Raw genomic sequence first — 23,529 nt, 5'->3', positions numbered from 1 at the left:
TGGTTCTCACGGTGCTTTAATCAATGGGTCAAAGGGGTCGGTTGCGGCCATTCGCCGCTCAGGCGTCGCTCCACCTGCTGGCGGGAGGCGCGGATATGGCGGCGCATCAGGATCTCCGCCAGTTCGCCATCGCGCGCGGCAATGGCCTCGACAATCTGCCCATGCTCCCGCAGGGCGGTGGGGGCGCGGGGCCCGACCATGCCGAACTGGCAGCGATACATGCGCACCAGGTGGTAGAGGTCATTCTCCAGCAGGTCCTGCAGGCGAGCGTTATGACTGCCACGCACGATGCAGAAGTGAAAGTCCAGATCGCCCTCGCTCTGGTAATAGGCCAGACCGCGGTCCTGGGCGACCTGGCGCTCGTGAAGGGCGATGAGGGCGCGCAATTCGTCGATCTCCGCCGCGCTCATGCGCTCCGCCGCCAGTCGGGCCGCCAGGCCCTCCAGGGCCTCGCGCAGGTAATAGAGATCCAGCAACTGGGGGCTGGACAGTTCGATGACCCGCGCCCCGACGTTGGCCCGGCGCACCACCAGGCTGGAGGACTCCAGCCGCCGCATCGCCTCTCGCAGCGGGCCCCGGCTGATGCCGTAGCGCCGCGCCAGTTCGGGCTCGCTCATTTTGGAGCCCGGCGGGATCTGGCCCTCCACGATCTCTCGGCGCATCCGGGTGTAGATCTGGTCGGCGAGGGTGATGTCCTGGTCATGCATGGAGCGAGTGGCGATGCCCATCAGTGATCAATGTGCGGAGCTCTGCCCGGGTCGGGTGGCCGCGGGCGGGAGACGCCGTAAATACATCCCTGTAGGCTTGGCGACCGCATCCCTGCGGTCGACACCCCCGCCCGCGGCCACCCGACCCGCCTTGTCCGTCCTGTCCGCCCGGGGCCGGAGCTGGCATCAGGCCTGATGGGCGTAGCCGATGGTTTGCAGCTTGGCCGCGATCTCGTCGAGGATGGCGGGATCATCGATGGTCGCGGGCATGTTGAAGGCCTGGCCGTCGGCGATGCGCTTCATGGTGCCACGCAGGGTCTTGCCGGAGCGGGTCTTGGGCAGACGCTCGACCACGATGACCTTCTTGAAGTCCGCCACCGGGCCGATCTTCTCCCGCACCAGGGCCACCAGCTCGCGGTCAATCTGGTCTTCGGGCTTCTCGACACCGCTCTTGAGGACCACCAGGCCTAGGGGGATCTCGCCCTTGAGGGCGTCGGCAACGCCGATGACGGCGCATTCGGCGACGTCCGGGTGGGAGGACAGGACCTCCTCCATGCCGCCGGTGGAGAGGCGGTGGCCGGCGACATTAATGATGTCGTCGATGCGACTCATGATGAAGAGGTAGCCCTCCTCGTCCTTCATGCCGGCATCGCCGGTCAGGTAGTAACCCGGTTCGGCGCTGAGGTAGGACTCGACATAGCGGTCGTCGTTCTGCCACAGGGTCGGCAGGCAGGCCGGCGGCAGGGGTAGCTTGATCATGATGCGCCCGATCTCGCCCGGGGCCTGCTCATGGCCGTCGTCATCCAGGATGCGCACGTCGTAGCCGGGCACGGCCTTGGTCGGCGAGCCGGGCTTGACCGGCAGGGGCTCGATGCCCAGGCAGTTGGCGGCGATGCCCCAGCCCGTCTCGGTCTGCCACCAGTGGTCGATGACGGGCACTTGGAGAATATGCTGGGCCCATTGCAGGGTATCGGGATCGCAGCGCTCCCCGGCGAGGAAGAGGGCGCGGAAGCCGGACATGTCGTAGCGCGCCAGGTGTTCGGCCTTGGAATCGACGCGCTTGATGGCGCGGAAGGCGGTGGGGGCGGTGAACATGACGGAGACCCCATGCTCGCTGATGACCCGCCAGAAGGCGCCGGCGTCCGGGGTGCCAACGGGCTTGCCCTCGTAGATGAGGGTGGTGCAGCCGTAGAGGAGCGGTGCGTAAACGATATAGGAGTGACCCACCACCCAGCCGACATCGGAGGCGGCCCAGAAGACCTCGCCCGGCTCCATGGCATAGAGGTTCTTCATGCTCCAATACATGGCCACGGCGTGGCCGCCGTTGTCGCGCACCACGCCCTTGGGCAGGCCGGTGGTGCCGGAGGTGTAGAGGATATAGAGGGGGTCGGTGGCGGCGACGGAGACGCAGGGATGGGGCTGGGCCGTGGCGATGGCCTCGTCCCAATCGAAGTCGCGGCCGGCGATCATAGTGCCGGGCTCCTGAGGACGCCGCAGCACCAGGCAACTCTGGGGCTTGTGGCTGGACATCTCGATGGCCTGATCCAGCAGCGGCTTGTAATGAACCACCCGGTTCGGCTCGATGCCGCAGGAACCCGCGACCATCACCTTGGGCTTGGCGTCCTCGATGCGGGTGGACAGCTCGCGGGCGGAGAAGCCGCCGAAGACCACGGAATGCACGGCGCCGAGGCGGGCGCAGGCCAGCATGGCGATGGCGGCCTCCGGGACCATGGGCATGTAGATGATGACACGATCGCCCTTGACCACGCCCAGGTTGGCGAGGGCGCCGGCGCAGCGGGAGACCTGGTCCAGCAGCTCGGCATAGCTGATAGTGCGCTGGGTGCCGGTGACGGGGCTGTCGTAGATGATGGCGGCCTGATCACCGCGCCCGGCCTCGACATGACGGTCCACGGCGTTGTAGCAGGTGTTCAACATGCCGCCGGCGAACCAGCGATAGAAGGGGGGCTTGCTGTCATCCAGGACCCGATCCCAGGTCTTGTCCCAATGGATCGCCTGGGCGGCATCCCCCCAGAAACCCTCGGGATCGGACAGGGAACGCTGATAGACCTCGTCGTAAGTCATGACCATCTCTCCTCGGTAAACGATAAATGAGTGTTGTTATGATCGCGGATGCATCGGGGCGCCCGTCAGCCGCGGCAGATTGTCGACAATCCGCCCCAGAATTGGCAAAAATACTCTCTATTTCCGTTATGTCAACCCCCTTTGTCGACAATAGTCAATATTGACACCCCGGCCGGCCGGCGGCGCCCGGTCATGCCGGTGCCTGCCGAGTCTCCCGCCGTAACATGCCCCGCAGGCCATGGCCGGCCAGGCCCAGAACCAGGGCGACGGCGGTCAGAAAGGGCAGCCAGCCCAGGTAGCGATAGACCTCCACCGCCAGCCAGGAGCCCAAACTCCCCCCCAAGTAATAGGCGGCGATATAGATACCATTGACGACCCCCCGATGCGGACCGCCCATTTGATTGACCTGGCCCGAGAGGCGGGTGTGGATGAGGAACATGCCGCCACAGAAGGCGAACATGGCCAGATAGACCCCAACCGTGGCGGACAGGGCGAATAGCCCGAGACCCAGGGCATAGAGCCCCAGACCCAGGGCATAGAGGGGGCCCTCGGACTGGAACAGGCGGCTCAGTCGTTCCGTATTGAGGGAGACCAGCAGGCCGGAAAGGTAACCCAGATAGGCAAAGCCAATGCCCGCGGCCCCCGCACCCGGGTCTTGGTCAACCATATGAAAGGGTAGGACATTCAGCACCGCCGCGAAGACGAAGAAAATAGAAAAAACTGTGAGATAGGCCTGGGGGGCGCCGGGTCTCTCCATCACGACCTGGAAGACGCGCGGCGTCACCCGCACGAAGCGGCTCTCCTGGCGCCCCGGCAGGCGCAGGGTCCAGAGCCCCATGACCAGCAAGGCCGGCGCCCAGATCCCCAGCGCCAACCGCCAGTCCCAGACCGAGGCCACGAGCCCACTGATGGCTCGGCCGGCGAAACCACCGAGGATGGTAGCGGCGATATACCAGGCCAGGGACTGGCGCAGATTCTCGGCGGTGGCCGAGGCGGCCACGAAGGTCATGAGGGCCGTGAAGAGGGCCGGCAGACAGAGGCCGATCAAGAGGCGCAGGGTCAGCATCAGCCACCAGGTATCCGCCAGCGCCAGCCCGAGTTGGCACAGGGCCAACAGCAGGGCCGCGCCCGCCAGCATGGGCCGCGCCGGCACCGAAACCAGCAGATAGCCATAGACCAGGGGCGCGCAAGCCAGGGGCAGCATGGCCAGGGTAATGAGGAGGGAGGCCTCCGTCGGCCCCCGGCCAAAGGCCTCCGCCAGCACCGGCAAGAGGGGTTGGGGTGCATAGAGGGTGCTGAAGCCGAAGACCGTCAATAGCAGGATGCCAAGGGGAGGACGAGCGCGGGTCACGGGTCGGGAACAGAGGTGGGGCTGGGGATGCGATGTCCTATTATCCCGAGTAAAGCGGGAATAGGCATCCGGGGATTGCCGATCTGACCGAACCGATCCTGATTTGCCGACCCGCACCCAGGGAATGCGGTGGGATCATGACGCCTTTGCATCTTGGCAAGCAGATCGATATCCTTGCCAAGCGTACGCGAAAACGTACATTACGCCGAGAGGTAAAGATGATGACGTCGCTCACTGCAACCGAGGCACGTTCCAAGCTTTACAGCTTGATCGACGAGGCTGCCAGCACCCATCGACCCATTGTCATTACGGGGAAAAGAGGGAATGCGGTGTTGGTTTCCGAAGAAGACTGGAATGCCATCGCTGAAACCCTTTACCTGCTGTCCGTGCCAGGCATGAGGGAATCGATCCAAAAGGGCATGGCAACCCCGCTGGCGGAATGCGCCAAGGAATTGAACTGGTGAAGTGGTCCTTGGTGTACACCAAGCAGGCCCAGAAGGACGCAAGAAAACTTGCCGCGTCCGGGCTGGAGGGCAAGGCCCGGGCCCTGTTGGCCCTACTCGAACATGATCCCCTGCAAAACCCACCCCCTTACGAAAAGCTGGTCGGCGATCTCGCCGGTGCCTATTCGCGGCGCATCAATATCCAGCATCGGATCGTCTATCAAGTCCTCGCGACCGAGCAGGTCGTCAAAGTCATACGGCTTTGGACGCACTATGAATAAAGCCGGACCTAAGTGCCCGGACGCACCACCCAAGCCGCCGTTGATAAAGGCGAGCAAATCCGGTGCAGCCCTTTCCGTTCCTGCCCGTCAAGCCCCACCGGCTTCAACTCGCATCGGAGACGCAACCCTGGCGCTCGATACCAGCCTCGGCCATGGCGACGGCGCGGAAAATGGCCCGACCCTTGTTCATGGTCTCCTGCCATTCCAACGCCGGAACCGAATCGGCGACGATGCCGGCGCCGGCCTGGATGTGGAGCTGGCCGTCCTTGATGACGGCGGTGCGGATGGCGATGGCCGTGTCCATGTTGCCGTTCCAGGACAGGTAGCCGACGGCACCGGAATAAATGCCGCGTTTTACCGGCTCCAGCTCGTCGATGATCTCCATGGCGCGGATCTTGGGAGCGCCGGAGACGGTGCCGGCGGGAAAGGTGGCGCGCAGCACGTCGATGGCATCGAGACCCTCGTGCAACTCACCGATGACGTTGGAGACGATGTGCATGACGTGGGAATAGCGCTCGACGATCATGCGCTCGGTGAGGCGCACGGTACCGATACGGGCGACGCGGCCCACGTCGTTGCGGCCCAGGTCGATCAGCATCAAGTGCTCCGCCAGCTCCTTGGGGTCGGCCAGGAGCTCCTCCTCCAGGGCCCGGTCCTCGGCCTCGGTGTGACCACGGCGGCGGGTGCCGGCGATGGGGCGGACGGTAACGACCCCCTCCTCCAGACGAGTCAGAATCTCCGGCGAGGAGCCAACGATCTGGAAGCTCCCCAGGTCCATGAAGTGCATGTAGGGCGAGGGGTTGAGGCCGCGCAAGGCCCGGTAGAGGTCCAGGGGCCGGGCCTGGAAGGGGATGGACAGGCGCTGGGAGAGGACTACCTGCATGCAGTCGCCCGCCAGGATGTAGTCCTTGATGCGCTCCACCGCCCCCTTGAAGCCCGCCTCGGTGAAGCCGGAAACGAAGTCGGTCTCGCTGACCTGCCGGGCCAGGCCCGGGGGCGGGCGCGGGGCGCCGCGGCGCATGAGCAGGATGAGGGCATTGAGCCGGGCCTCGCCATCCGCCAGGGACTCGCCGGCGGTGGGATCCAGGTGGATGATGATATACAGGCGTCCGCTCAGATTGTCGAAGACGACGATTTCGTCTGCGACCATGAGCAGGATGTCCGGGGTGCCCAGGGGATCCGGGTTGGGGCACTGGGCCAGGCGCGGCTCGATGTAGCGGATGCTGTCGTAGCCGAAATAGCCGGCCAGGCCACCGGCGAAGCGGGGCATGCCTTCGGGGGTGGGGGCCACCTTAAAGCGGCGCTGGAAGGCCGCGATCCAGGCCAGGGGATCCGCCGTCTCCTCCTCCTCGATCAGCCGGCCGTCGGTCCAGAGACGCAGGCGGTGACCGCTGACCTCAAGCCGGGTGCGGCTGGGCAGGACGAGGATGGAGTAGCGGCCCCACTTCTCACCGCCGTGGACGGACTCGAAGAGGCAGGAATAGGGCCCGCCCGCGAGCTTGAGGTAGGCGCTGAGGGGGGTGTCCAGGTCGGCGAGGACCTCGCGGACCAGGGGGATACGGTTGTAGCCTTCGGCGGCGAGGCTGGCGAAGCGTTCGGGGGTCATGAGGCGGCCCCCTCCAACAGCCCCCGGACCTCGACCAGGGAGTCCATGACCGCGTCCGGATGGAAGTCGCGGATATCCTGGCCATGGTTGTAGCCATAGGTCATGCAGAAGATGCGAAAGCCCGCGGCCCGGGCGGCCTTCACGTCGCTTACCGAGTCCCCGATCATGAGGGCCTCGGCTGGATCAACGCCAAAATGGGCGGCGGCATGGAGCAGCGGCAGGGGGTCTGGCTTGTTGCGGGGCAGGGTGTCGCCACTGATGACGATCTCGAAGTCATCGCGGACGCCCAGGTCCCGCAGCAGGGGCTCGGTGAACTGGGCGGCCTTGTTGGTGACGCAGCCGAGCCGGTAGTGGTTGCCCTGGAGCCAGTCCAGCCCCTCGCGAATGCCGGGGTAGAGGCAGGAACGCCGGGAGGTATTGTCCCGATAGAGTTCCAGGAAGAGGGGGTAGGCCTGCTCGAAATCGGCCGCCTCCGGCTCACCGTTGAGCTGGCCAATGAGGGCACGGCGCACCAGGCGCTCGACGCCGTTGCCTACCCAGTTGCGCACCGCCACCTCCCCATGGGGCGGACGGCCCAGACGCGCCATCATGGCATCGACGCAGAAGGCCAGATCCGGCACGCTGTCCACCAGGGTGCCGTCCAGGTCGATCAGGATCATCCGGGGTCGCATGATGCCGTGAACCTCAGCCGGCGACGCTGGCGAGGGCCGCGCGCATCTGGCGGACTATGGTGTCATAGCGGTGCGGGTCCTCGGCCTTGCCGTAGCCGAAGAGGCCGGAGCCGGAGACGAAGGTATCGGCCCCGGCGGCCTTAATCTCGGCGATGTTGTCGGCCTTGACACCGCCATCGATCTCCAACCGGATGTCGTAACCCGAGTCGTCAATCATCTTGCGCGCCTGACGCAGCTTCTCCAGGGTAGCGGGGATGAAGCTCTGGCCGCCGAAGCCGGGGTTGACGGACATGAGGAGAATCATGTCCACCTTGTCCATCACATAGTCCAGATAACTCAGGGGCGTGGCGGGATTAAACACCAGGCCGGCCTTGCAGCCTTCGTTGCGGATGAGCTGGAGGGTGCGGTCGACGTGCTCGCTGGCCTCGGGGTGGAAGGTGATGTAGGTGGCTCCGGCCTTGGCGAAATCCGGGACGATGCGATCCACGGGCTTGACCATGAGATGAACATCGATGGGGGCGGTGACGCCATGCTTGCGCAGGGCCTCGCACACCAGGGGGCCGATGGTCAGGTTGGGGACATAGTGATTGTCCATGACATCGAAGTGGACGATGTCGGCGCCAGCGGCCAGCACATTATCGACTTCCTCGCCCAACTTGGCGAAGTCGGCGGACAGGATGGAGGGGGCGATGAAATCAGCGGCCATGGCAGTGTCTCTCCTCTTGTGCCGGAGTGGCCGGTCAAGGCCCCCGGATCTGTTATTTTGAAAGGGGGCACTCTACCCCAAGCCGGCGGAATTTTCATCCGGGGCATGGCCAGTCGCTCCAGTCTTCACACCGGGAGGCCACAACCCACTTCCAGAGACGGGATATAGACATCCGCAGCATGCACGCCTTCACAGGCTGACCGCGAGCCATCCTCCGACCGCCCTATGCCGCGCACAAGAGGCGCGATAGGCCTTTGATGGCCGGACATCCTGCATTAGACCTTCCTCGCCGCGGAGATCATCTCGTAGGCCTGACGAATCTCGTGGGTCTTCTGGCTGGCGAGTTTCATCATCTCCTCCGGCAGGCCCTTGGAGACGAGCTTGTCGGGGTGGTTCTGACTCATGAGGCGGCGGTAGGCGCGCTTGACCTCGGCATCACTGGCCTGGGGGGACAGGCCCAGCAGTTCGTAGGCCTGTTCCAGGGTCGGGCCCCGTGGCTTGGTGGGCCGCCCGCCGCCACCCGCACCGCCACCTGCGTACTCCCATTGCAAGCCCGCCAGTTGTTCCATGCGGCGAAACAGGAACTCGGGGATGCCCAGTTGCTCGCGGATGTGACCCAGGATGCGCTGCTCGGCGGGGGCGGGGACGCCGTCGGCATAAGCGGCCTGGATCTGGATCTCCAGGAACATCTGCAAGAGGGTGACGCGACGGTGGCACTCGCGCCGGAACTGGGACAGCACCCCGTCCAGGTCGAAGTCGTCGGCCTTGCCCCGATTGAACAACTGGATAGCGGTGGCGCGCAGGTCCGGCGACAGATCCATGCGCTGCATGACCGCCTCCGCCAGGGCAATCTCCCGCGGCGAGACCCGGCCATCGGCCTTGGCCATGTGGCCCAGCACCGAGAAGGTGGCGGTAAAGAAGGCGGTCTGGACCCGCTCCCGATCACCGGGGTCCATTTCCTCCGTGCCCTGGAGTGACGCCATCCCCTTATCCAGCTTGTGCCCGAGGACGCCACCCAGCATGGCGCCCAAGGGGCCACCCAACACGAAGCCTAGGGCCCCGCCCACGACCTTGCCCCACCACGCCATGCCGATTTACCCCGCCTCTGGTCTATTTGCCGCGTCCTGACGCTGCGAAGCTAAAAGATTAAACCCATTAGGGTCGAAAGGCCATGAACACCACCCAGGCTCCCCTCGCCGATCCGGATGGCCGCCGGGGGAGGCACCCCAGCCTGCCCCTGGTTGCGACAGGATGCAGGGGCGGCCATCGCCTTCCTGGGCATCTTGAAAATGTTATACCCTAATAGATATACAGAGCCCGTCAAACTTCGGCGGACGGCAGGAGGATCGGGCTGTTCGGGCTATCTGGTAGGCCGAAATATCACTCCGGCCCCCTGGCTTTCATCCACGACCCCGCAAGAGCCTTTAACCATGCGCTACCTTTCGATGTGGCTCGCCCTCTTTTGGCCCCTGGCGAGTCTGGCCGCCCCCCTGGAGGTGTTCGTCAGCGTCCTGCCCCAGGAGACCTTCGTGGCCAGGGTGGGGGGGGAACATGTCAAGGTCAGCGCCCTCACGCGGCCCGGTCAAAACCACGAGGCTTTCGAGCCTACCCCGCAACAGGTGGCGGACATCGCCCGGGCCGATCTCTTCATCGGCATCGGCATGCCCTTCGAGCAGGCCTGGGTGCCGCGCCTGCGGGCGGCCAATCCCCGCATGCGGGTCCTGGATGCCCGGACAGGCATTGACCTCCTGCCCCTGGATCATCACGACCATGATGAGGATCCGGGTCATGCCAGGCAGGTCCCCACGGCGGACGAGGCCGGGGATCCCCACCTCTGGACCAGCCCGCTACTGGCGGCGCGGATGTCGGCCAGCATCCGCGACACCCTGACCGAACTCGACCCGGCCCATGCCGATGACTATGGCCGCAATCAGGCCCAGTTCGCCGCCGAACTGGAGGCCCTGGACCAGGAGATCCGGGCCCAGCTCCAGGATCTGCCCAGTCGGAAATTCCTGGTCTTCCACCCCGCCTGGGGTTACTTCGCCGACGCCTATGGCCTGACTCAGGTCCCGATCGAGCAGGGGGGCAAGGAGCCCGGGGCGCGGACCCTGGTGACCTTGATCGAGCAGGCCAAGCGCGACCAGATCCGCGTCGTCTTCGTCCAGCCCCAATCCGACCCGCGCTTCGCCGAGCAGATCGCCCGCGCCATTGGCGGCCAGGTCATCGCCATCGATCCCCTGGCCCCGGACTATGTGGCTAACCTACGCGCGGTAGCGCGCCAGATCGCCACCGCCGGTACCCCCAACCCATGAGCCCCCTGGCCCCCGTCATTGAGGTACGGGATCTTGACTTTTCCTACGGCGCTGCCCGGGTACTGGAGGCCGTCAGTCTGAGCGTGGCACCGGGGGAGTTCATCGGTATCGTCGGCCCCAACGCCGGCGGCAAGAGCACCCTGCTGCGACTCATCCTCGGCCTGCTCACCCCCCAATCCGGCCAGATCCAGGTCCTCGGCCACCCGCCGCGCGAGGCCAGCCGCCAGCTTGGCTATGTGCCTCAATATCCGAGCTTTCCCCGCGATTTCCCGATTACGGTGGAGCAGGCGGTACTTATGGCACGGGTCGGTGGCCCAGGTGCGGGGCGCTTCTCCCAACTCTGGCCTGGCGGCTATCGACGGGAGGATCGCGAGATCGCCCACCGCTCCCTGGCCGAGGTGGAGGCCCTGGACCTGGCCCGCCGCCGGATCGGCAGCCTCTCCGGGGGGCAATTGCAGCGGGTCCTACTCGCCCGCGCCCTGGCCTGCGAGCCCCGCATCCTCATCCTGGACGAGCCCACGGCCAACATCGACCAGCGCCTGGAGGGCGACATCTTCGACCTGCTGCGGCAACTCAACGCCCGCCTGACCATCCTGGTCGTCTCCCACGACATCGGCTTCATCTCCAGCTATGTCACCCGCGTCGCCTGCGTCAACCGGACCCTGGCCTGCCATCACACCGACGCCATTGACGGCAAGATTATCCAGAACCTTTATGGCGAGGCGGTGCGCATGGTGGCGCATCGCCACCCGCCCTCGGGAGCGGATCATGCGTGAATTTCTCATGGCCCTCGCCAGCCAGGCCTTTCTCCAGTCCGCCCTGGCCGCCGGCCTGCTCGCCAGCATTGGCTGCGGCCTGATGGGGCCCTACGTGGTCGTCAAGCGCATCGCCTTCATCGCCGGGGGTATAGCCCACTCGGTGCTCGGCGGCATGGGAGCCGCCCTCTATTTCGGCTTTTCCCCCCTGGCGGGGGCCCTGATGGCGGCGGTCCTGGCGGCGCTCCTGATCGGCTGGGTGCGGCTGCGCTGGCGGGCCGAGGAGGACACCTTGATCGGTGCCCTCTGGGCCATCGGCATGGCGGTGGGCCTGCTGTTTATCGCCAAGACACCGGGCTATCAGACCGACCTCATGAGCTACCTCTTTGGCAATATCCTGCTGGTGCCGACGGAGAGCCTCTGGTTCATGGCCGCCCTGGACGGCCTGCTGCTGGTGCTGGTGCTGGCCTACCATCGCCAGTTCCTCGCCGTGGCTTTCGACGAGGAATTCGCCCGCCTGCGCGGCATCCCGGTGACCTTCTTCTACCTGCTGCTGCTAGTGATGGTGGCGGTGACGGTGGTGCTGCTGATCCAGGTCGTCGGCCTCATCCTGGTCCTGGCCCTCCTGACCCTGCCCGCCGCCATCGCCGGGCACTATGTGCATTCCCTGGGGCTCATGATGCTGATCGCCACCCTGATCGGCGGCGCCCTCAACCTGGCTGGCCTAGCCCTATCCTACGGTCCCGACCTGCCCGCGGGTCCGACCATCATCCTGGTAGCCGGCGGCCTCTACGTCACCTCGGCCTTGCTGTCACGCTTTCTGGCGCGACGGCGAGCTCGGCTTGCCGCCAGCGGGGGCAAGGCCGCGGGAAGCCACAACCCGGACCATGGTCATTGACCAGGCCTGGACCGCGATAGGCTGAAGTCGGCATCCGCCTAATCCGGTGCACGCAGGATCAGGGTACCGTCTCGTTGAATCATTTCGAAGCGCTTAAGATAACTCATCCCCAGCAAGACCTGGTCGCCGGGCATGTTGGGCAGGACCGAGGCCCGCACCCGCTGGGCCGCCAGTCCACCCAGATCGACTTCATCCAGCAGGGCGGCCCAGGTCTGGACATCACCATTGGCGGTTCGGGAAATGCGTCCCGCCCCCAGGCGCAAATTCAGGACTTTCGCCAATTCGAGCGGCAGGGCCACATCCGTTGCCCCCGTATCGATCATAAAGGTGACCGCCTCACCATTGATCCGCCCGGGGGCGACGTAGTGCCCAGCCCGATTGCGTGCCAGCATCACCTGGGGGCGCCCCACCACATCCAGGCTGATCGCGAGGTCCCGGTTAGGATTTTCCACCTCACCCAAGAGGCGCTGGAAAACCATGACCAGTAGGGCCAGGCCAACGATCCAGGCGGCGAACAGCATGGCCCGGCCAAGGCGCGATGCAATGTCATTGTGTTTGGATCTCTGCTCGTACATGACGTTCTGGATCCATATGGGTCGAGAATTAATTGTTTAAGGCCAGGTGTGGTTTTTGGAACATGAGCGCTCTATCGGGGAACTGCCAGCCGCCTACCTTGCGATGCACTAAGAGGTGCGGGCGAAATTTTGCAATTCATCCTTACCTACCGGCTTGAGGGGTCTCCAGGAAAAGAAGATCGGGCTCTCCGCAGAGGCCTCATATAAATATCCATGGCAACATTGACTCCTTCGACCTTCGACCCCATGCCCTTGATAATTGCCGCCTCTGTTACTTTCTCTGTGGGTAGCTGGGGTTTTTCCCCGCCCCGCTGGCACCTATCTAGCGCATCATTGAAAGCCTGTTGTAGTGCCTGTGGAGTTGTGGGCGAGAGGCCCGATCGTGTGGGCAACCGGTGGACCGCGCCCGCACGGCGCTCACCCAGTGCACGGTGTGGTCGCAGCGCGGTCCATGGGTTGTCCACACGGCCCGCAGGGGTCGGGCCGGTCCGCAGGACGCGTCCACAAATCCACAGGCAGCCCATGTAAGGGTGCTGCCATGAATCATCCGTCGCCGTCCTTGTTCACCGTGGCCCTGGGCCTGCAAGCGCCCTGGGAAGTGGTCAATGTGGCCTTCGCTCCCGGGGCGGGGCGCATCGATTTGCAGGTCGCCTTCCGGCCGGGCACGCGCTTCACCTGCCCGCACTGCGGGGCGGAACACCAACCGGTGCATGACACCCTGGATCAGGCGTGGCATCACCTCAACTTCTTCCAGTATCAGGCGTACCTCCACGGCAAGGTGCTGCGGGTGCGCTGCGGCCCCTGCGCCAAGACCACGCAGGTGGCCGTGCCGTGGGCGCGTCCCGACAGCGGTTTCACGCTGCTGATGGCAGCCCTGATTGTCACCCTGTGCCAGGCGATGCCGGTCCGCCAGGTGGCGCAGCTGCTAGCGGTCAGCGACCTGCGCGTGTGGCGCACCCTGGATCACGACGTTGACCAGGCGCGTGCCCAAGAGGACTTCTCCGCCGTCGCCGCGGTGGGTCTGGACGAGACCGCCGCACGGCGCGGGACGACGACATCAGCCTCTTTCACGACCTGGAGGCGGGGCGCTTGCGGTACGCCTGCGATGGGCGCAAGGCCGAGGTCGTGGCACCGTTTGCTGACGACCTTGAAGTCCACGGTGGCGGTGCCGAGAACGTTCGCGCGGTGTGCATCGACAGGTCCACCCGCTATCGCGCCGGGGTTGCCGAGCACCTGCCCTGGGCGGCGGTGACCTTCGACGAGTTCCATGTGCTCCAACGGGTCAACCAGGCGGTCGACGAGGTCCGCCGCCAAGAGGCGAAATCCACCCCCGAGCTCAAGCGCACCCGCTACCGGTGGCTCAAGGACAAGCAGGACGGGAGCACCCGCCAGATCAGCCACTACACCGATCTCAAGCGCCTGAACCTCAAGACCCACCGGGCGTTTCGCATCAAAGAAGCCCTGCGCGAGAGGTTCCACCGGGCCGCCAACCGCGCGGAGGCCGAACCGCTGCTGGAGCAGGGATACTGCTGGGCACGCCGCTGCCGCCTCGAACCCATGAAGCAGGTCGCCACGACCCTCAAGAACCACTGGGACGGCATCCTCAATGCCTTCGATTCCAAACTCACTAACGGCCGGGTCGAAGGGGCCAATGCGCTCATCCAGGCCGCTAAGGCCAAGGCCCGTGGCTATGGCACCACCCAGCACCTGATCACCATCGCCTACCTCCTGGCCCTGTGTGTCAACCTGCCTCCATACAGTCTCTGTTTGAAGTTACTGTAGATTTCAGGGTTCCGAAAGTAGGAGTCAGAGCGATGCCCAAACCACCCGGCGATGTCCCGAACCGTCAGGTGACACCGCCGCCCGAGTTGGAGAAGCGGACCCGCCGGCGTTTCAGTCCTGCGGAGAAGTTGCGGATCCTGGACCAAGCCGACGCGTGCAGGCGTGGCGAGCTCGGCGCGCTGCTGCGACGCGAGAAGCGCTACAGCAGTCAACTTCAGCAATGGCGTCGAGAGCGTGCGGAGCAAGGCGTACCGGGCAAGACTCAGCCGGGACCCGCCGCGAGCAAGAGTCCGCACCAACGGCGCATTGAGCCGTTGGAGCAGGAGCATGCGCGTCTCGTCCGCCAACTGACGATCACCCAAGAGTGCATCGACCTGCAAAAAAACGTTACGGCTGTTCGATCACGTGAGCAGTGGGAGTGGTGCATGAACCAGGTCGTGCATCAGCCTCCCGAGGGGATCCCCCTGGCAACGGTCTGCACCGCGCTTGGCCTCAATCGCAGCTCGGTCTATGCCCGCCGCCGCGCCGGCGGCATCAGCGAGGAGGCGCGTGCGCAACGCCGCTTACGTCGTAGCGCACCACAACCGCGCGCGCTCTCGGCGGCCGAGCGCCAAGCCCTGCGTGAGATCCTCTACAGCCCGACCTACCGTGATCAACCCCCGGCGGAAATCCATGCCGATCTGCTGGAGCACGGCCAGGCACCGGCCTCGCTGAGCACGTTGCATCGCCTGCTGCGTGCCGATCGGGCCACCGGGGAACGGCGCGCACCACGTCCCGCCCAGCACCCTGCCATCCCGCGCCGGGTGGCCACCGCAGCCAACCAGGTTTGGACCTGGGACATCACCCAGCTGCCGACGACCCGGCGTGGTCCGTATCTGTCGCTGTACGTCGTCATGGACCTCTACTGCCGCTACACCTTGGCCTGGATGGTCTCGCGCCAGGAGAACAGCGCGCTGGCCCAGTACATGATGCAGGAGGCCATCGGCCGCTAGGCCGTCGCCGATGGCCAATTGACCCGGCACCAGGACCGCGGCGCACCCCTGATGGCACGCACCGACCTCAACCTGATGGCCGAGCTTGGCGCGACCTGTAGCCACCGCCGGCCCCGGGTCAGCAACGACAACCCGGTCAGCGAGAGCCCGTTCAAAACCCTGAAGTACCCGCCCGATGACCGGGACGTTGCCATGACGTCGGCCACGCCAGGCAGTGGTGCGAGGACTATTGTCACGGGTACAACAACGTCCACCATCACAGTGGCTTGGCATACTTCACTCCCGAACAGGTCTTCACCGGGCGCGATCGCCGCATCGCCCTCACCCGGCAAGCCGCCCTTGATCGGCAGTACCAACGCCACCCCGAGCGCTTCGTCAAAGGTCCGTCGCGCACGACCCGGCCGCCTGAGCAGATGAGCATCAATCCGTTTGCCCCCGACGAGGCCGGTGCCCTTGAATCACGCGCCGTGAACTTCCCGACCCTCACCGCAGCGAAGGAGCGGAAAATACGTTAACTTTTCTCTCCGGTGTCCAGAACAGGTTGACATGTTCCGCTGGTCGGCAAGCTCCGTCACCTACCGGCATCCCCCTTCAAACTCAACGCGTGTGCCACGCTCGCAGCGTGAATCAAAAGCGTCGGACCCTTTGCCCACAACAAACGTAACAGAGCCTAATTGCCCTGATATAACCCCGTCATTGGCTATAATCAAATCACGGGGCAAATCAATTTATAACAAAATCGCTTGAATTCTTTCCCAACAGGATGCTTCCTTCATAGGAGAGGTGCCCGGTATCGCGGTAGATGAATGTATCACCCATCGCGGCACGGCATATGCCGTCCCGACAAATAGCATCACTGAGCCAAACCACCTTAAACTCCCTTTCAATCATCTTTAGAAATTCAATGACTTTGGGGTATTTTTCATAAACATCACTCAGCTTAAAATTACATACCTCTAAATTACGTTCAAGCATTGCCGCTTTCACCAGACATCTCCCATAATCCTCTCCATTTTGTGGCGTTGGTGAAAAAATGATTGGCTGGATACCAAGATTCCTCAACGTATCAAGGGTGCTTCTAAAGTATTCGTATGAGTTATTTTCCCCGTTCACCACCTCCCCATTACGCAGGAGTACTCGCGAGTCCGTATCTACATATTGGGCGAATGGCGAGCTCAGTACGACATACTTCACGGTCATTGATTTCTTAAGGTAATCGAATATCCTATCATTGTTCTCTAGACAGGCTTTTGCCCAAGAACTGTTGAGTTCTCGGGTAATCGGAGCTATACCCAGAATGGGTCCACACCCCGAAAGCGTTATTTGAACGATTCTGAGTTCTGGATTCGCCGCCTGCAGACCTGACATGAGGTGCATGGCATACGAATCTCCCCATAATACGACATCAGGATTTTCATGCGGCCCGCAAGCGTCCGAGAGGGTAAAGAAGTTATCACAAACCGGATTCAAACCCTGGTTAAGCCGAATTCGTTTTTCAAGACTATCGAACCGTTCCTTTAGATCATCCCTCAGATAGTATCCTTCCGTCATATGGCCCATCAACCCGATGCCCACAAAAATAAATGTCCCCGCAAATGAATATACCAATGCTCCACGGCTTCGAATAAAATTTTTAGATCTAAATGGCTTTTCAATATAGCGCCAACTCAGAAAAGAGAGTAAAAAAATTCCGCCCACCAGAACGCAAAATACCACCCAGCCAGGTTCGAGCAAGCTAGCATGTCGCGCAAAGGCGAATATCGGCTGATGCCACAAATATGCGCTATAACTTACCAGCCCAACACCGACCGCGCCCTTGGTTCCCAAAATGGTTCCAACAACCGTATCCGGGGTGGAATAAAGCAAAATAAGAGCGACGCCAACGGTAGGAATAAGGGCATATAAACCAGGAACCGGGGTTTTATCACTAAAGAAGAAGATAGAGTAGAAAATTAAACAAAACCCAATCAAGCTCATAATTTGATTAATTCTTAGGCCCGGCAAATACCCATGGTGACTCGACAGAAAGAATGCCACAAAAGCACCAACCACAAGTTCCCAGGCCCTGGTGGGTAGCAAATAAAAGGTACCCATGGGGTCATGGCTAATCCCCCACTGGGCGGTAGCCAAGCTGAGGATGGCAATAATTGCCAATATCGTAACAATTTTCTTTTTTCCAAGGCGCCAGACGAGTATAAGAAAGAGCGGGAAGAGAATGTAATACTGTTCCTCAACCGCCAAACTCCAGGTATGCAGAAGCGGCTTAAACTCCGCGGCTACATCAAAATATCCACTCTCGCTCCAAAATAAAAAATTCGACGAGAATAAAGCCACGGCCCATTGACTTTGTGCCAATAACTTCATGTCCGCAGGTTGCAGCCAAAGCCAACCTAGCGGCAGGCAGACCGCCATCACCAGGAATAACGCGGGCAGTATACGCCTGGCTCTGCGTTCATAGAAATTGCGGAGAGAAAATGCACCGCATTCGAGCTCGGCGATAATAATGGATGTAATCAGATAACCACTGATGACGAAAAAGATATCAACCCCGACAAAGCCGCCACTTACAAGTGAGAATTTAGCGTGATACAGAATAACAGAAATTACCGCCAGGGCGCGCAAACCATCGACATCCCTCCTATATTGCATTCTATTAAACGCTCAAGTCCGCATCATGGACGCTAAAGCAACATCAAATTTTTCATATATAAACATACCGCTTTGGGCATGCCGAATCAACCCGTAGAGCATACTCGGCAAAGCAAGCACCGTGAACGGCTGGCTAAGGAGGGGGCCTGGATGGCTCAGCTGACCTTTACACATACCTGAGTCCATTCCTTTCTCACGAAGTATCCTCCGGCGGCGGCCGCAAATACCCCGGCGGATACTCATCGCGCCAGCTCGCCCGCTCCTCCGGGCGATAGATCAGATACATCTCGATCGCCACGTCCAGCTTCTGCAAGCCATGCCACAGCACCTCCGTCCCCGGGTGGCCATCGGCCTTACGGCCCTGGAAGCCGCCCTTGATGGCGATCCAGCGGGTCGCCTCTTGCAGGGTGGGTGGCGTCGCCGGCAAGACCGTGGTTTGATGAAACCAGCTAAACAGCGCCTGCCATTCCGGATCCTGGAAGAACAGGGTGCAGGGGGCGTCAGGATCCATGCGGCCCAGCATCGTCAGATAGTAAATGCGCCAGGCCACCACCAGATCGATGGCCAGGCAATTCTCCAGGCGGGCCACGAAGCCCAACTGGCGCTCCTCGATCTGGCAACCGGTCTTGAGGGCGCGATGAAACACCTCGATGCCCCAGCGCGCGCCATACCAGCGCACCCGCTCTTGGGCCTCGGCCAGGGTGGTGGTGGCGACGTTGGTCAGCAACAGCCAGTCCACCCCGTCGACCCCCGGGGGCGGGGCCGCTTCGCGCAGCAACACCGCCCACAGCGCCAGCGGGCTTTCTTTAAGATTCCCGGGCGGTTTGAGCGTCACCGGCCCACAGCGCAGCGCCAGCTCCGCGGTGCGCGCGGCTTGCGCGCCGCGGCGCGGCAGTACCAGGGCGAGGCGCCCCGCCACCTCCAGACCGCCCAGGTGGTCCCACAACGGGGTCAGCCCCTCAGCGCTCATCACCTGGCGCTGCCGGCCGCGGTTGGCCCGCACCAGCAGGCGCGGGCTGGCGGGATCACGCGCCAGGGCGAAGAGTTCGAACAGGTCGGCCTCGCGGTCACCGATACTCACCAGGGTGGTGTGCGGCACCTGGGGGGCGATCGCCTGCAGGGTGCGGTAGGCTGCCAGCCACTTGCCGCTTTCCCGCACCTCGGGTTCCCGGCGGGTCTGATGTTGGTCGGGGTCACGCGCCCAGCACTCGGCGCTCACCACCCCCAAGGGCACGCCCTCGGGGGTGAAGGCGTGGCTGTTATGCAGCACCAGGCCGACGGGGCCGCCGTCGGTCTTGTTCCCGATCGGCCCCAGCCCCGCCGTATCGGGATGGCCGGTGTAGTTGAGCGAGGTCGTGTCCTGGGGCACCAGCACCAGGGGCTGGGCGCCCATCCGGGCGATCACCGCCTCCCGGTGGGCGCCGAGTATGACGTGCATGTTGATCCGCGGGTTGCCAAAGAAACGATAGGCCGCGACCGTCCGGGCGCGGTCGGCGCAGCGGCGGGTGAGACTCCGGGACTGGACGTCGCCCCAGAAGTCCGCGGCCAGATGATACAGGCGGTGTTTGAGACGGGCATCCCAGACTTTGAGGCCACCAAATTCTTCCTCGGTCCAGTCGGCCGGCGTACTGGGGCGCTCGGCGGGCAGCCGTGCGGGCCCCTGGCGCAGCCGCTGGCGGGCATCATCCGCCAGGGGGCGCACCCACAGGGCCTTCGGTACGCCATCCCGGCGGCCGGCGCTGTGGCCGATGCATTCCCAGCCGGCGGCGGCGTAGCAGGTGCCGGCATAGTCGGGATGGACGAAGGTCTCCAGCAGCAGGGGCCGCACGCCATAGCGGGCTTCCCAGTCCGCCGGCAAACGGCGGGCCAGCTGGCCCAAGAGATGGGAGGCCAGGTGGGGTACGCGGACCCCAGGCAAGATCAGGAAGCGGGCATTGGCGACGACCCGGGCGAGGTTACCGCGGCGGGTGGCCTCGTTCCAGCCGATCCAGTGGTCGCGATCCTGGAGGGCGAAGCTGGCCGACTGACAGGCGGCGGCGCCCAGGTAACCCTGGGGGCAGTGGAACAGGTAGCGCAATTGCGCCCCACACAGGGGTTTGTCCCCCAGGGGGTGCTGGACCATGAGTTGGTGGTAGGTGTCGCGTTCCGCGGCGGTGTCCACCACCACGAGGTCGATGGGACCCAGGGCGGCCAGGTCGCCCGTTACTTCAGCCACCGGCAGCGGCGCTGGCGCCACCGTGGCGGGTGCCGGGCGGGGGCCAACAGAAAAGAGTGTCGCCACGGACAGCGTCACGGCGCCGCGCCGGTGGAGCTCGGCCAGCGCGCGGCGGGCGCTGCCCAGGCAGCGTTGGCCCTGGGCATTGGTCCAGCTCAGCCAGTCACACACCCGTTCCGCCAGGGCGCGGCGGCTGAGGGCGGGCTCCTGACCGACGGTGGCCATGATGCGCTCGCGTAGGGGGGTGTCAAACCATTGGCCACAGACTCTCATGGCCGGGGAGCGTAGCGGCCGGGCGGCGCGGAGTCAAGTGTGTGTAGGGATCAGATGGCTCAGGAACTTCAAGACGGGGCAGTCGTGAAAGCCTTTGGCGGCGTCTCCAAGTCCTTATTTGCCTGGGGCATAAATCATTCGGCAATGCGAAGGTGATGATGCGGACGGAAATCAACCTGATCCCGTCTTGCCCCCCCTGAATAGCGCCTAAACGCGTGGGGAGGGAATATCTTTCCCCGTTGAGCCAATTGCAAAATCGCGCGTTGCAGGGATTTTTCGTCCCGCAGGGATAGCAAAAGAGGGAGGAAGAGCGGGTATCGCCAGCGAAAGGCTGCTAAAATGAAACGGTTAGCAACGATTCATTTCGATACCCGACATGAATACTACCTGCAAGTCCCGCCTATCGCAATTCTGGAACCACCTTCAGCACGAACTGTTTCCCTTTCTGCGGCAGGAGGACCGCTTGGCGCTGAGTCCGGCGCTGGAGAAGGTGATCCGGGTACTGGAGTTCACGGAGATCGATTGCTTCATCCCCTCCAGTCGCGGGTTCGTCGGGCGTCCGCCGCAGGATCGGGTGGCCCTGGCGCGGGCCTTCGTTGCCAAGGCGGTGCTGGACCTGCCGACCACTGAGGCCCTGATTGACCGCCTCAAGGTGGATCGGGCGCTGCGGCGGATCTGCGGCTTCGAGCGGTTTCACGCGATCCCCAGTGCCTCACGCTTCTCGCGCGTCTTTGCGGAATTCACCGCCTTGGCGTTGCCGGCACGGGTCCACGAGGCGCTGATCCGCGCCCCGTTGGGCGACCCGATCATGGGGCACATCGCCCGGGATTCGACCGAGATCGAGGCGCGGGAGAAGCCCGTCCCCAAGGCGGCGGCGGTCGTATCCGAACCGGTGCCCGCGTCGGCCAAGAAACGCGGGCGTCCGCGCCAGGGGGAGCAGCGACCCAAGGAGCTGACCGTCATTGAGCAGCAGGTGGGCCAAAGCGCGGCGGAGAGCCTGGCGCAGCTTCCCACCGCCTGCGAAGTGGGTAGCAAGAAGCACAGCAAGGGCATCAAGGAGACCTGGACCGGCTACAAGTTGCATATCGACACCGCGGACGGTGACATCCCGATGACGGCAATGCTGACCTCGGCCTCGCTGCCTGACAGCCAAGCGGCGATCCCGCTGATGCGCGTGACCGGTGAGCGGGTCACCTACCGCTACGATCTGGCCGACTCTGCCTATTGCAGTGGGGTCATCCGTGCGGTGTCCCGCCAAGAGGGGCACGTACCGTTGATCGACCACAATGCCCGACGGGGGGAGAAGATCGAATTTGCGCCGCATGAAGCGGAGCGCTACCAGGCCCGCAGCCAGGCAGAGCGGGTCAACAGCCTGTTGAAGGACAACCACGGTGGACGCCATGTGCGCGTGCGCGGCGCCCCCAAGGTCTACACCCATTTGATGTTCGGTATCCTGGTGATTGCCGCCGAGCAGCTCTTGCGCCTGCTCAATTAGCCGCCACGCCTCCCGACGAAGTGGCAAACGCCCTTCGGCGGGGTCTCCCGATGGCCTGGAAATCGAATAACACCATGCTGATATAGTGGAATATGACCTGACGGACCCTGCAAGGGGCAAGAAACAGCCGTTCTCGCCCCTTCTCTCTCTTCGGCCCCACCGCTACCGGCAATTTTGCAATTGGCTCCGTTGGGATGGACAATCATGCGGGGCCGCGCGATCCGATTTACATTTTCAGCCCCGCAGGTTACGCCTAAATCGAAACATCTATTTTGTCGATCAAAGACCTCTTTTTGTCATTCCCATATCACCATGATTCCCGGTGCAGTAATTTGTGAAATGAACAGTTGCCTCGACGCAGCCAACCATTGTTCCTTCAAAACTCGAGTTACAACAACCCTCCATGATTTTAGCTGGAACAGCCAAAAGTTTTAGCTTATCTCCGACAAGCGATCCAGTGACCTTATATAAGCCACATCCCGCCGCATCCGTAGTGCCTGTGATGGTCTGATTGTTTTGGTAGAGATTCCAAATCAGACCTTTTACATCCGTCCAAACACCCGTTGCGCATTGACGGTTTTGGGTATTTTTATATACAAAGTCCTTGCTAACGGGAACAATCCATCTGGTAATAAACCCTGATGAATCGCCAATGGGTTCAACTTTAGACCAAGGCAGGGTACATTGTAGCTCTCCAGCATCATTGATTTTCCATGTACCCGTATAGCGGGCCCTGCCACAATTCATCTCCTTAATTTCGATCGAACCATCGGTTGCGTTCGTAAGTCCCGTGGCCCAGGCGACATGAGCTCTCGTAGGATCAAGATATAGCCCAGCCCTGCCAGGACGGAAGAAATCCCTGACCACTCGTATATCTAAGTCGGCTCTGGCCCTCCAATTTTTCGCCGCGCCCCAATAAGGGTAGAAGCCCCACGCCAATCGGGCTGAACGAGCGGCCCACCACTCGCACTTCCCATCTCTAAACCCCCTGCTGGTATTATCCACATTGTTATCGCAACAGGGATATGGATTTGGGGCATCGATCCAAGTACCGCATAAGGCCGTAGGGCAACTTGGGCAAGGTAAAACTGGAGCAGTGCGGTTTATAACACAGGTGTCCCCGGGTTTAGGTATGACCGTAACGGCTTCATGTAAGCTAAGGGACTGAGATTCCAGGTCAACCCCGAAATCGCTGTCTTCAGTTCCCATATCCACGGCCAGTTCCCATGTGCCAACATTATCCTCAAGCCAAAGAGACAAGGTTTTAGATGTAAAGAATTCAAGTTTGTTAACCCGCAGGCACATCTCATCAGGGTAATCGTATATTGCTGCATCACCAACATTAAGCAGATCCGCAAACTCAACCGTGATATCGACATCATCCAAAAACAATTTATAGGAATCATTTGATGTCACGCCTTCGACACAAAATTCGGTGGTGTTCCCATCCTGATTAACAGAGGTAGGGAGTTCCCAGTTACCCCATGCCAGATTTATCCAGATCAGTAAGGCGAAAATTACGTAAATGATTTTGTTCATTTTAAAAATCCCACTATTACCAGATGGAGTTTCATCAACCACGCAGCTTTATCATATTGCCAGCCAGTTTAAGTTGGCATTTATTTTATAAGGGGACACCACCAGGGTCTCCTCCTAACATCCTCAACTGGTTCACCATGCATTCTATCACCTTGTCGTGATCTCCGGGGCCGGTGCTCCGGCTCGGTATTGATGTC

At 62.5% G+C, this 23,529-nt stretch carries 19 protein-coding genes and 1 pseudogene; 9 read left to right on the top strand and 11 right to left on the bottom strand.

The annotated features are described in order from the left end of the window. Positions 1-20 precede the first annotated feature (20 nt). The 3 genes from IPN92_03115 to IPN92_03105 form a co-directional block, all read right to left on the bottom strand. On the bottom strand, positions 21-707 hold the full coding sequence (locus IPN92_03115) for a GntR family transcriptional regulator (GenBank protein ID MBK8637308.1): 687 nt from the start codon (positions 705-707) through the stop codon (positions 21-23). Positions 708-893: 186 nt separating this feature from the next. After that, positions 894-2,789, bottom strand: a complete 1,896-nt coding sequence (locus IPN92_03110; GenBank protein ID MBK8637307.1) for a propionyl-CoA synthetase — start codon at positions 2,787-2,789, stop codon at positions 894-896. Positions 2,790-2,979: 190 nt separating this feature from the next. Beyond that, on the bottom strand, positions 2,980-4,140 hold the full coding sequence (locus tag IPN92_03105; GenBank protein ID MBK8637306.1) for an MFS transporter: 1,161 nt from the start codon (positions 4,138-4,140) through the stop codon (positions 2,980-2,982). Positions 4,141-4,361: 221 nt separating this feature from the next. Here IPN92_03105 and IPN92_03100 point away from each other — a divergent pair, with 221 nt between their 5' ends. After that, complete coding sequence (locus IPN92_03100; GenBank protein MBK8637305.1) at positions 4,362-4,604, top strand: type II toxin-antitoxin system Phd/YefM family antitoxin; 243 nt, start codon at positions 4,362-4,364, stop codon at positions 4,602-4,604. Next, positions 4,601-4,864 (top strand): Txe/YoeB family addiction module toxin, encoded by a 264-nt coding sequence (locus IPN92_03095; protein MBK8637304.1) that lies wholly within the window; start codon positions 4,601-4,603, stop codon positions 4,862-4,864. The genes IPN92_03100 and IPN92_03095 overlap by 4 nt, the downstream gene beginning before the upstream one ends. A gap of 103 nt (positions 4,865-4,967) precedes the next feature. Here IPN92_03095 and IPN92_03090 read toward each other — a convergent pair whose 3' ends face one another. The 4 genes from IPN92_03090 to djlA all read right to left on the bottom strand — a co-directional run bounded on the left by IPN92_03090 (position 4,968) and on the right by djlA (position 8,935). Continuing rightward, positions 4,968-6,470: an anthranilate synthase component I gene (locus tag IPN92_03090; protein ID MBK8637303.1), complete on the bottom strand. Its 1,503-nt coding sequence runs from the start codon at positions 6,468-6,470 to the stop codon at positions 4,968-4,970. Further along, on the bottom strand, positions 6,467-7,141 hold the full coding sequence (locus IPN92_03085) for a phosphoglycolate phosphatase (GenBank protein ID MBK8637302.1): 675 nt from the start codon (positions 7,139-7,141) through the stop codon (positions 6,467-6,469). Before IPN92_03085 ends, IPN92_03090 begins: the two co-directional genes overlap by 4 nt. Positions 7,142-7,154: 13 nt before the next feature. Further along, complete coding sequence (gene rpe / locus IPN92_03080) at positions 7,155-7,847, bottom strand: ribulose-phosphate 3-epimerase (protein MBK8637301.1); 693 nt, start codon at positions 7,845-7,847, stop codon at positions 7,155-7,157. 275 nt (positions 7,848-8,122) lie between these two features. Next, the gene (gene djlA / locus IPN92_03075) at positions 8,123-8,935 is read right to left on the bottom strand and encodes a co-chaperone DjlA (GenBank protein ID MBK8637300.1); all 813 of its coding nucleotides are present in this window, start codon (positions 8,933-8,935) and stop codon (positions 8,123-8,125) included. Positions 8,936-9,277: 342 nt separating this feature from the next. Between djlA and IPN92_03070 the strand changes: the two genes are divergently transcribed. From IPN92_03070 to IPN92_03060, 3 genes are read left to right on the top strand one after another with little or no spacing between them, the layout of a single operon-like run. Further along, positions 9,278-10,159, top strand: a complete 882-nt coding sequence (locus IPN92_03070; protein ID MBK8637299.1) for a zinc ABC transporter substrate-binding protein — start codon at positions 9,278-9,280, stop codon at positions 10,157-10,159. Beyond that, positions 10,156-10,935: an ABC transporter ATP-binding protein gene (locus tag IPN92_03065; GenBank protein ID MBK8637298.1), complete on the top strand. Its 780-nt coding sequence runs from the start codon at positions 10,156-10,158 to the stop codon at positions 10,933-10,935. Before IPN92_03070 ends, IPN92_03065 begins: the two co-directional genes overlap by 4 nt. Beyond that, the gene (locus tag IPN92_03060) at positions 10,928-11,812 is read left to right on the top strand and encodes a metal ABC transporter permease (GenBank protein ID MBK8637297.1); all 885 of its coding nucleotides are present in this window, start codon (positions 10,928-10,930) and stop codon (positions 11,810-11,812) included. The genes IPN92_03065 and IPN92_03060 overlap by 8 nt, the downstream gene beginning before the upstream one ends. Before the next feature lie 38 nt (positions 11,813-11,850). On the opposite strand, the gene IPN92_03055 is transcribed toward IPN92_03060, so the two are convergent. Continuing rightward, positions 11,851-12,387 (bottom strand): TIGR02281 family clan AA aspartic protease, encoded by a 537-nt coding sequence (locus tag IPN92_03055; protein ID MBK8637296.1) that lies wholly within the window; start codon positions 12,385-12,387, stop codon positions 11,851-11,853. 538 nt (positions 12,388-12,925) lie between these two features. Here IPN92_03055 and IPN92_03050 point away from each other — a divergent pair. The 3 genes and pseudogenes from IPN92_03050 (at position 12,926) to IPN92_03040 (ending at position 15,676) form a co-directional block, all read left to right on the top strand. After that, positions 12,926-14,169 (top strand): annotated as a pseudogene (locus IPN92_03050) (ISL3 family transposase). Between the two features lie 32 nt (positions 14,170-14,201). Continuing rightward, the gene (locus IPN92_03045) at positions 14,202-15,161 is read left to right on the top strand and encodes a hypothetical protein (protein MBK8637295.1); all 960 of its coding nucleotides are present in this window, start codon (positions 14,202-14,204) and stop codon (positions 15,159-15,161) included. Between the two features lie 314 nt (positions 15,162-15,475). After that, positions 15,476-15,676: a hypothetical protein gene (locus IPN92_03040; GenBank protein ID MBK8637294.1), complete on the top strand. Its 201-nt coding sequence runs from the start codon at positions 15,476-15,478 to the stop codon at positions 15,674-15,676. A gap of 208 nt (positions 15,677-15,884) precedes the next feature. Here IPN92_03040 and IPN92_03035 read toward each other — a convergent pair whose 3' ends face one another. Together IPN92_03035 and IPN92_03030 are read right to left on the bottom strand one after the other, a co-directional pair. Next, positions 15,885-17,783: an acyltransferase gene (locus IPN92_03035; protein MBK8637293.1), complete on the bottom strand. Its 1,899-nt coding sequence runs from the start codon at positions 17,781-17,783 to the stop codon at positions 15,885-15,887. A gap of 220 nt (positions 17,784-18,003) precedes the next feature. Then, entirely contained in the window at positions 18,004-20,298 is a 2,295-nt protein-coding gene (locus IPN92_03030) for an IS4 family transposase (protein ID MBK8637292.1), read from the bottom strand. Between the two features lie 376 nt (positions 20,299-20,674). Here IPN92_03030 and IPN92_03025 point away from each other — a divergent pair, with 376 nt between their 5' ends. After that, positions 20,675-21,793, top strand: coding sequence for a transposase (locus IPN92_03025; protein MBK8637291.1), 1,119 nt, complete (start codon positions 20,675-20,677; stop codon positions 21,791-21,793). A gap of 279 nt (positions 21,794-22,072) precedes the next feature. On the opposite strand, the gene IPN92_03020 is transcribed toward IPN92_03025, so the two are convergent. After that, positions 22,073-23,332: a CHAP domain-containing protein gene (locus IPN92_03020; GenBank protein MBK8637290.1), complete on the bottom strand. Its 1,260-nt coding sequence runs from the start codon at positions 23,330-23,332 to the stop codon at positions 22,073-22,075. Positions 23,333-23,529: the final 197 nt, after the last annotated feature.

This window comes from Chromatiaceae bacterium (assembly GCA_016714645.1).
Lineage (GTDB): Bacteria > Pseudomonadota > Gammaproteobacteria > Chromatiales > Chromatiaceae > M0108.
This window is presented reverse-complemented; position numbering and strand designations above follow the sequence as displayed.

What these genes read in the sequence shown, in the direction of transcription:
- IPN92_03055 (MBK8637296.1), bottom strand. Translation starts at nt 12,387, where the DNA reads ATGTACGAGCAGAGATCCAAACACAATGACATTGCATCGCGCCTTGGC.
- IPN92_03085 (MBK8637302.1), bottom strand. Translation starts at nt 7,141, where the DNA reads ATGCGACCCCGGATGATCCTGATCGACCTGGACGGCACCCTGGTGGAC.
- IPN92_03065 (MBK8637298.1), top strand. Translation starts at nt 10,156, where the DNA reads ATGAGCCCCCTGGCCCCCGTCATTGAGGTACGGGATCTTGACTTTTCC.
- IPN92_03060 (MBK8637297.1), top strand. Translation starts at nt 10,928, where the DNA reads ATGCGTGAATTTCTCATGGCCCTCGCCAGCCAGGCCTTTCTCCAGTCC.
- IPN92_03025 (MBK8637291.1), top strand. Translation starts at nt 20,675, where the DNA reads ATGAATACTACCTGCAAGTCCCGCCTATCGCAATTCTGGAACCACCTT.
- IPN92_03100 (MBK8637305.1), top strand. Translation starts at nt 4,362, where the DNA reads ATGACGTCGCTCACTGCAACCGAGGCACGTTCCAAGCTTTACAGCTTG.
- djlA (MBK8637300.1), bottom strand. Translation starts at nt 8,935, where the DNA reads ATGGCGTGGTGGGGCAAGGTCGTGGGCGGGGCCCTAGGCTTCGTGTTG.
- rpe (MBK8637301.1), bottom strand. Translation starts at nt 7,847, where the DNA reads ATGGCCGCTGATTTCATCGCCCCCTCCATCCTGTCCGCCGACTTCGCC.
- IPN92_03020 (MBK8637290.1), bottom strand. Translation starts at nt 23,332, where the DNA reads ATGAACAAAATCATTTACGTAATTTTCGCCTTACTGATCTGGATAAAT.
- IPN92_03115 (MBK8637308.1), bottom strand. Translation starts at nt 707, where the DNA reads ATGCATGACCAGGACATCACCCTCGCCGACCAGATCTACACCCGGATG.
- IPN92_03045 (MBK8637295.1), top strand. Translation starts at nt 14,202, where the DNA reads ATGCCCAAACCACCCGGCGATGTCCCGAACCGTCAGGTGACACCGCCG.
- IPN92_03090 (MBK8637303.1), bottom strand. Translation starts at nt 6,470, where the DNA reads ATGACCCCCGAACGCTTCGCCAGCCTCGCCGCCGAAGGCTACAACCGT.
- IPN92_03030 (MBK8637292.1), bottom strand. Translation starts at nt 20,298, where the DNA reads ATGAGAGTCTGTGGCCAATGGTTTGACACCCCCCTACGCGAGCGCATC.
- IPN92_03070 (MBK8637299.1), top strand. Translation starts at nt 9,278, where the DNA reads ATGCGCTACCTTTCGATGTGGCTCGCCCTCTTTTGGCCCCTGGCGAGT.
- IPN92_03110 (MBK8637307.1), bottom strand. Translation starts at nt 2,789, where the DNA reads ATGACTTACGACGAGGTCTATCAGCGTTCCCTGTCCGATCCCGAGGGT.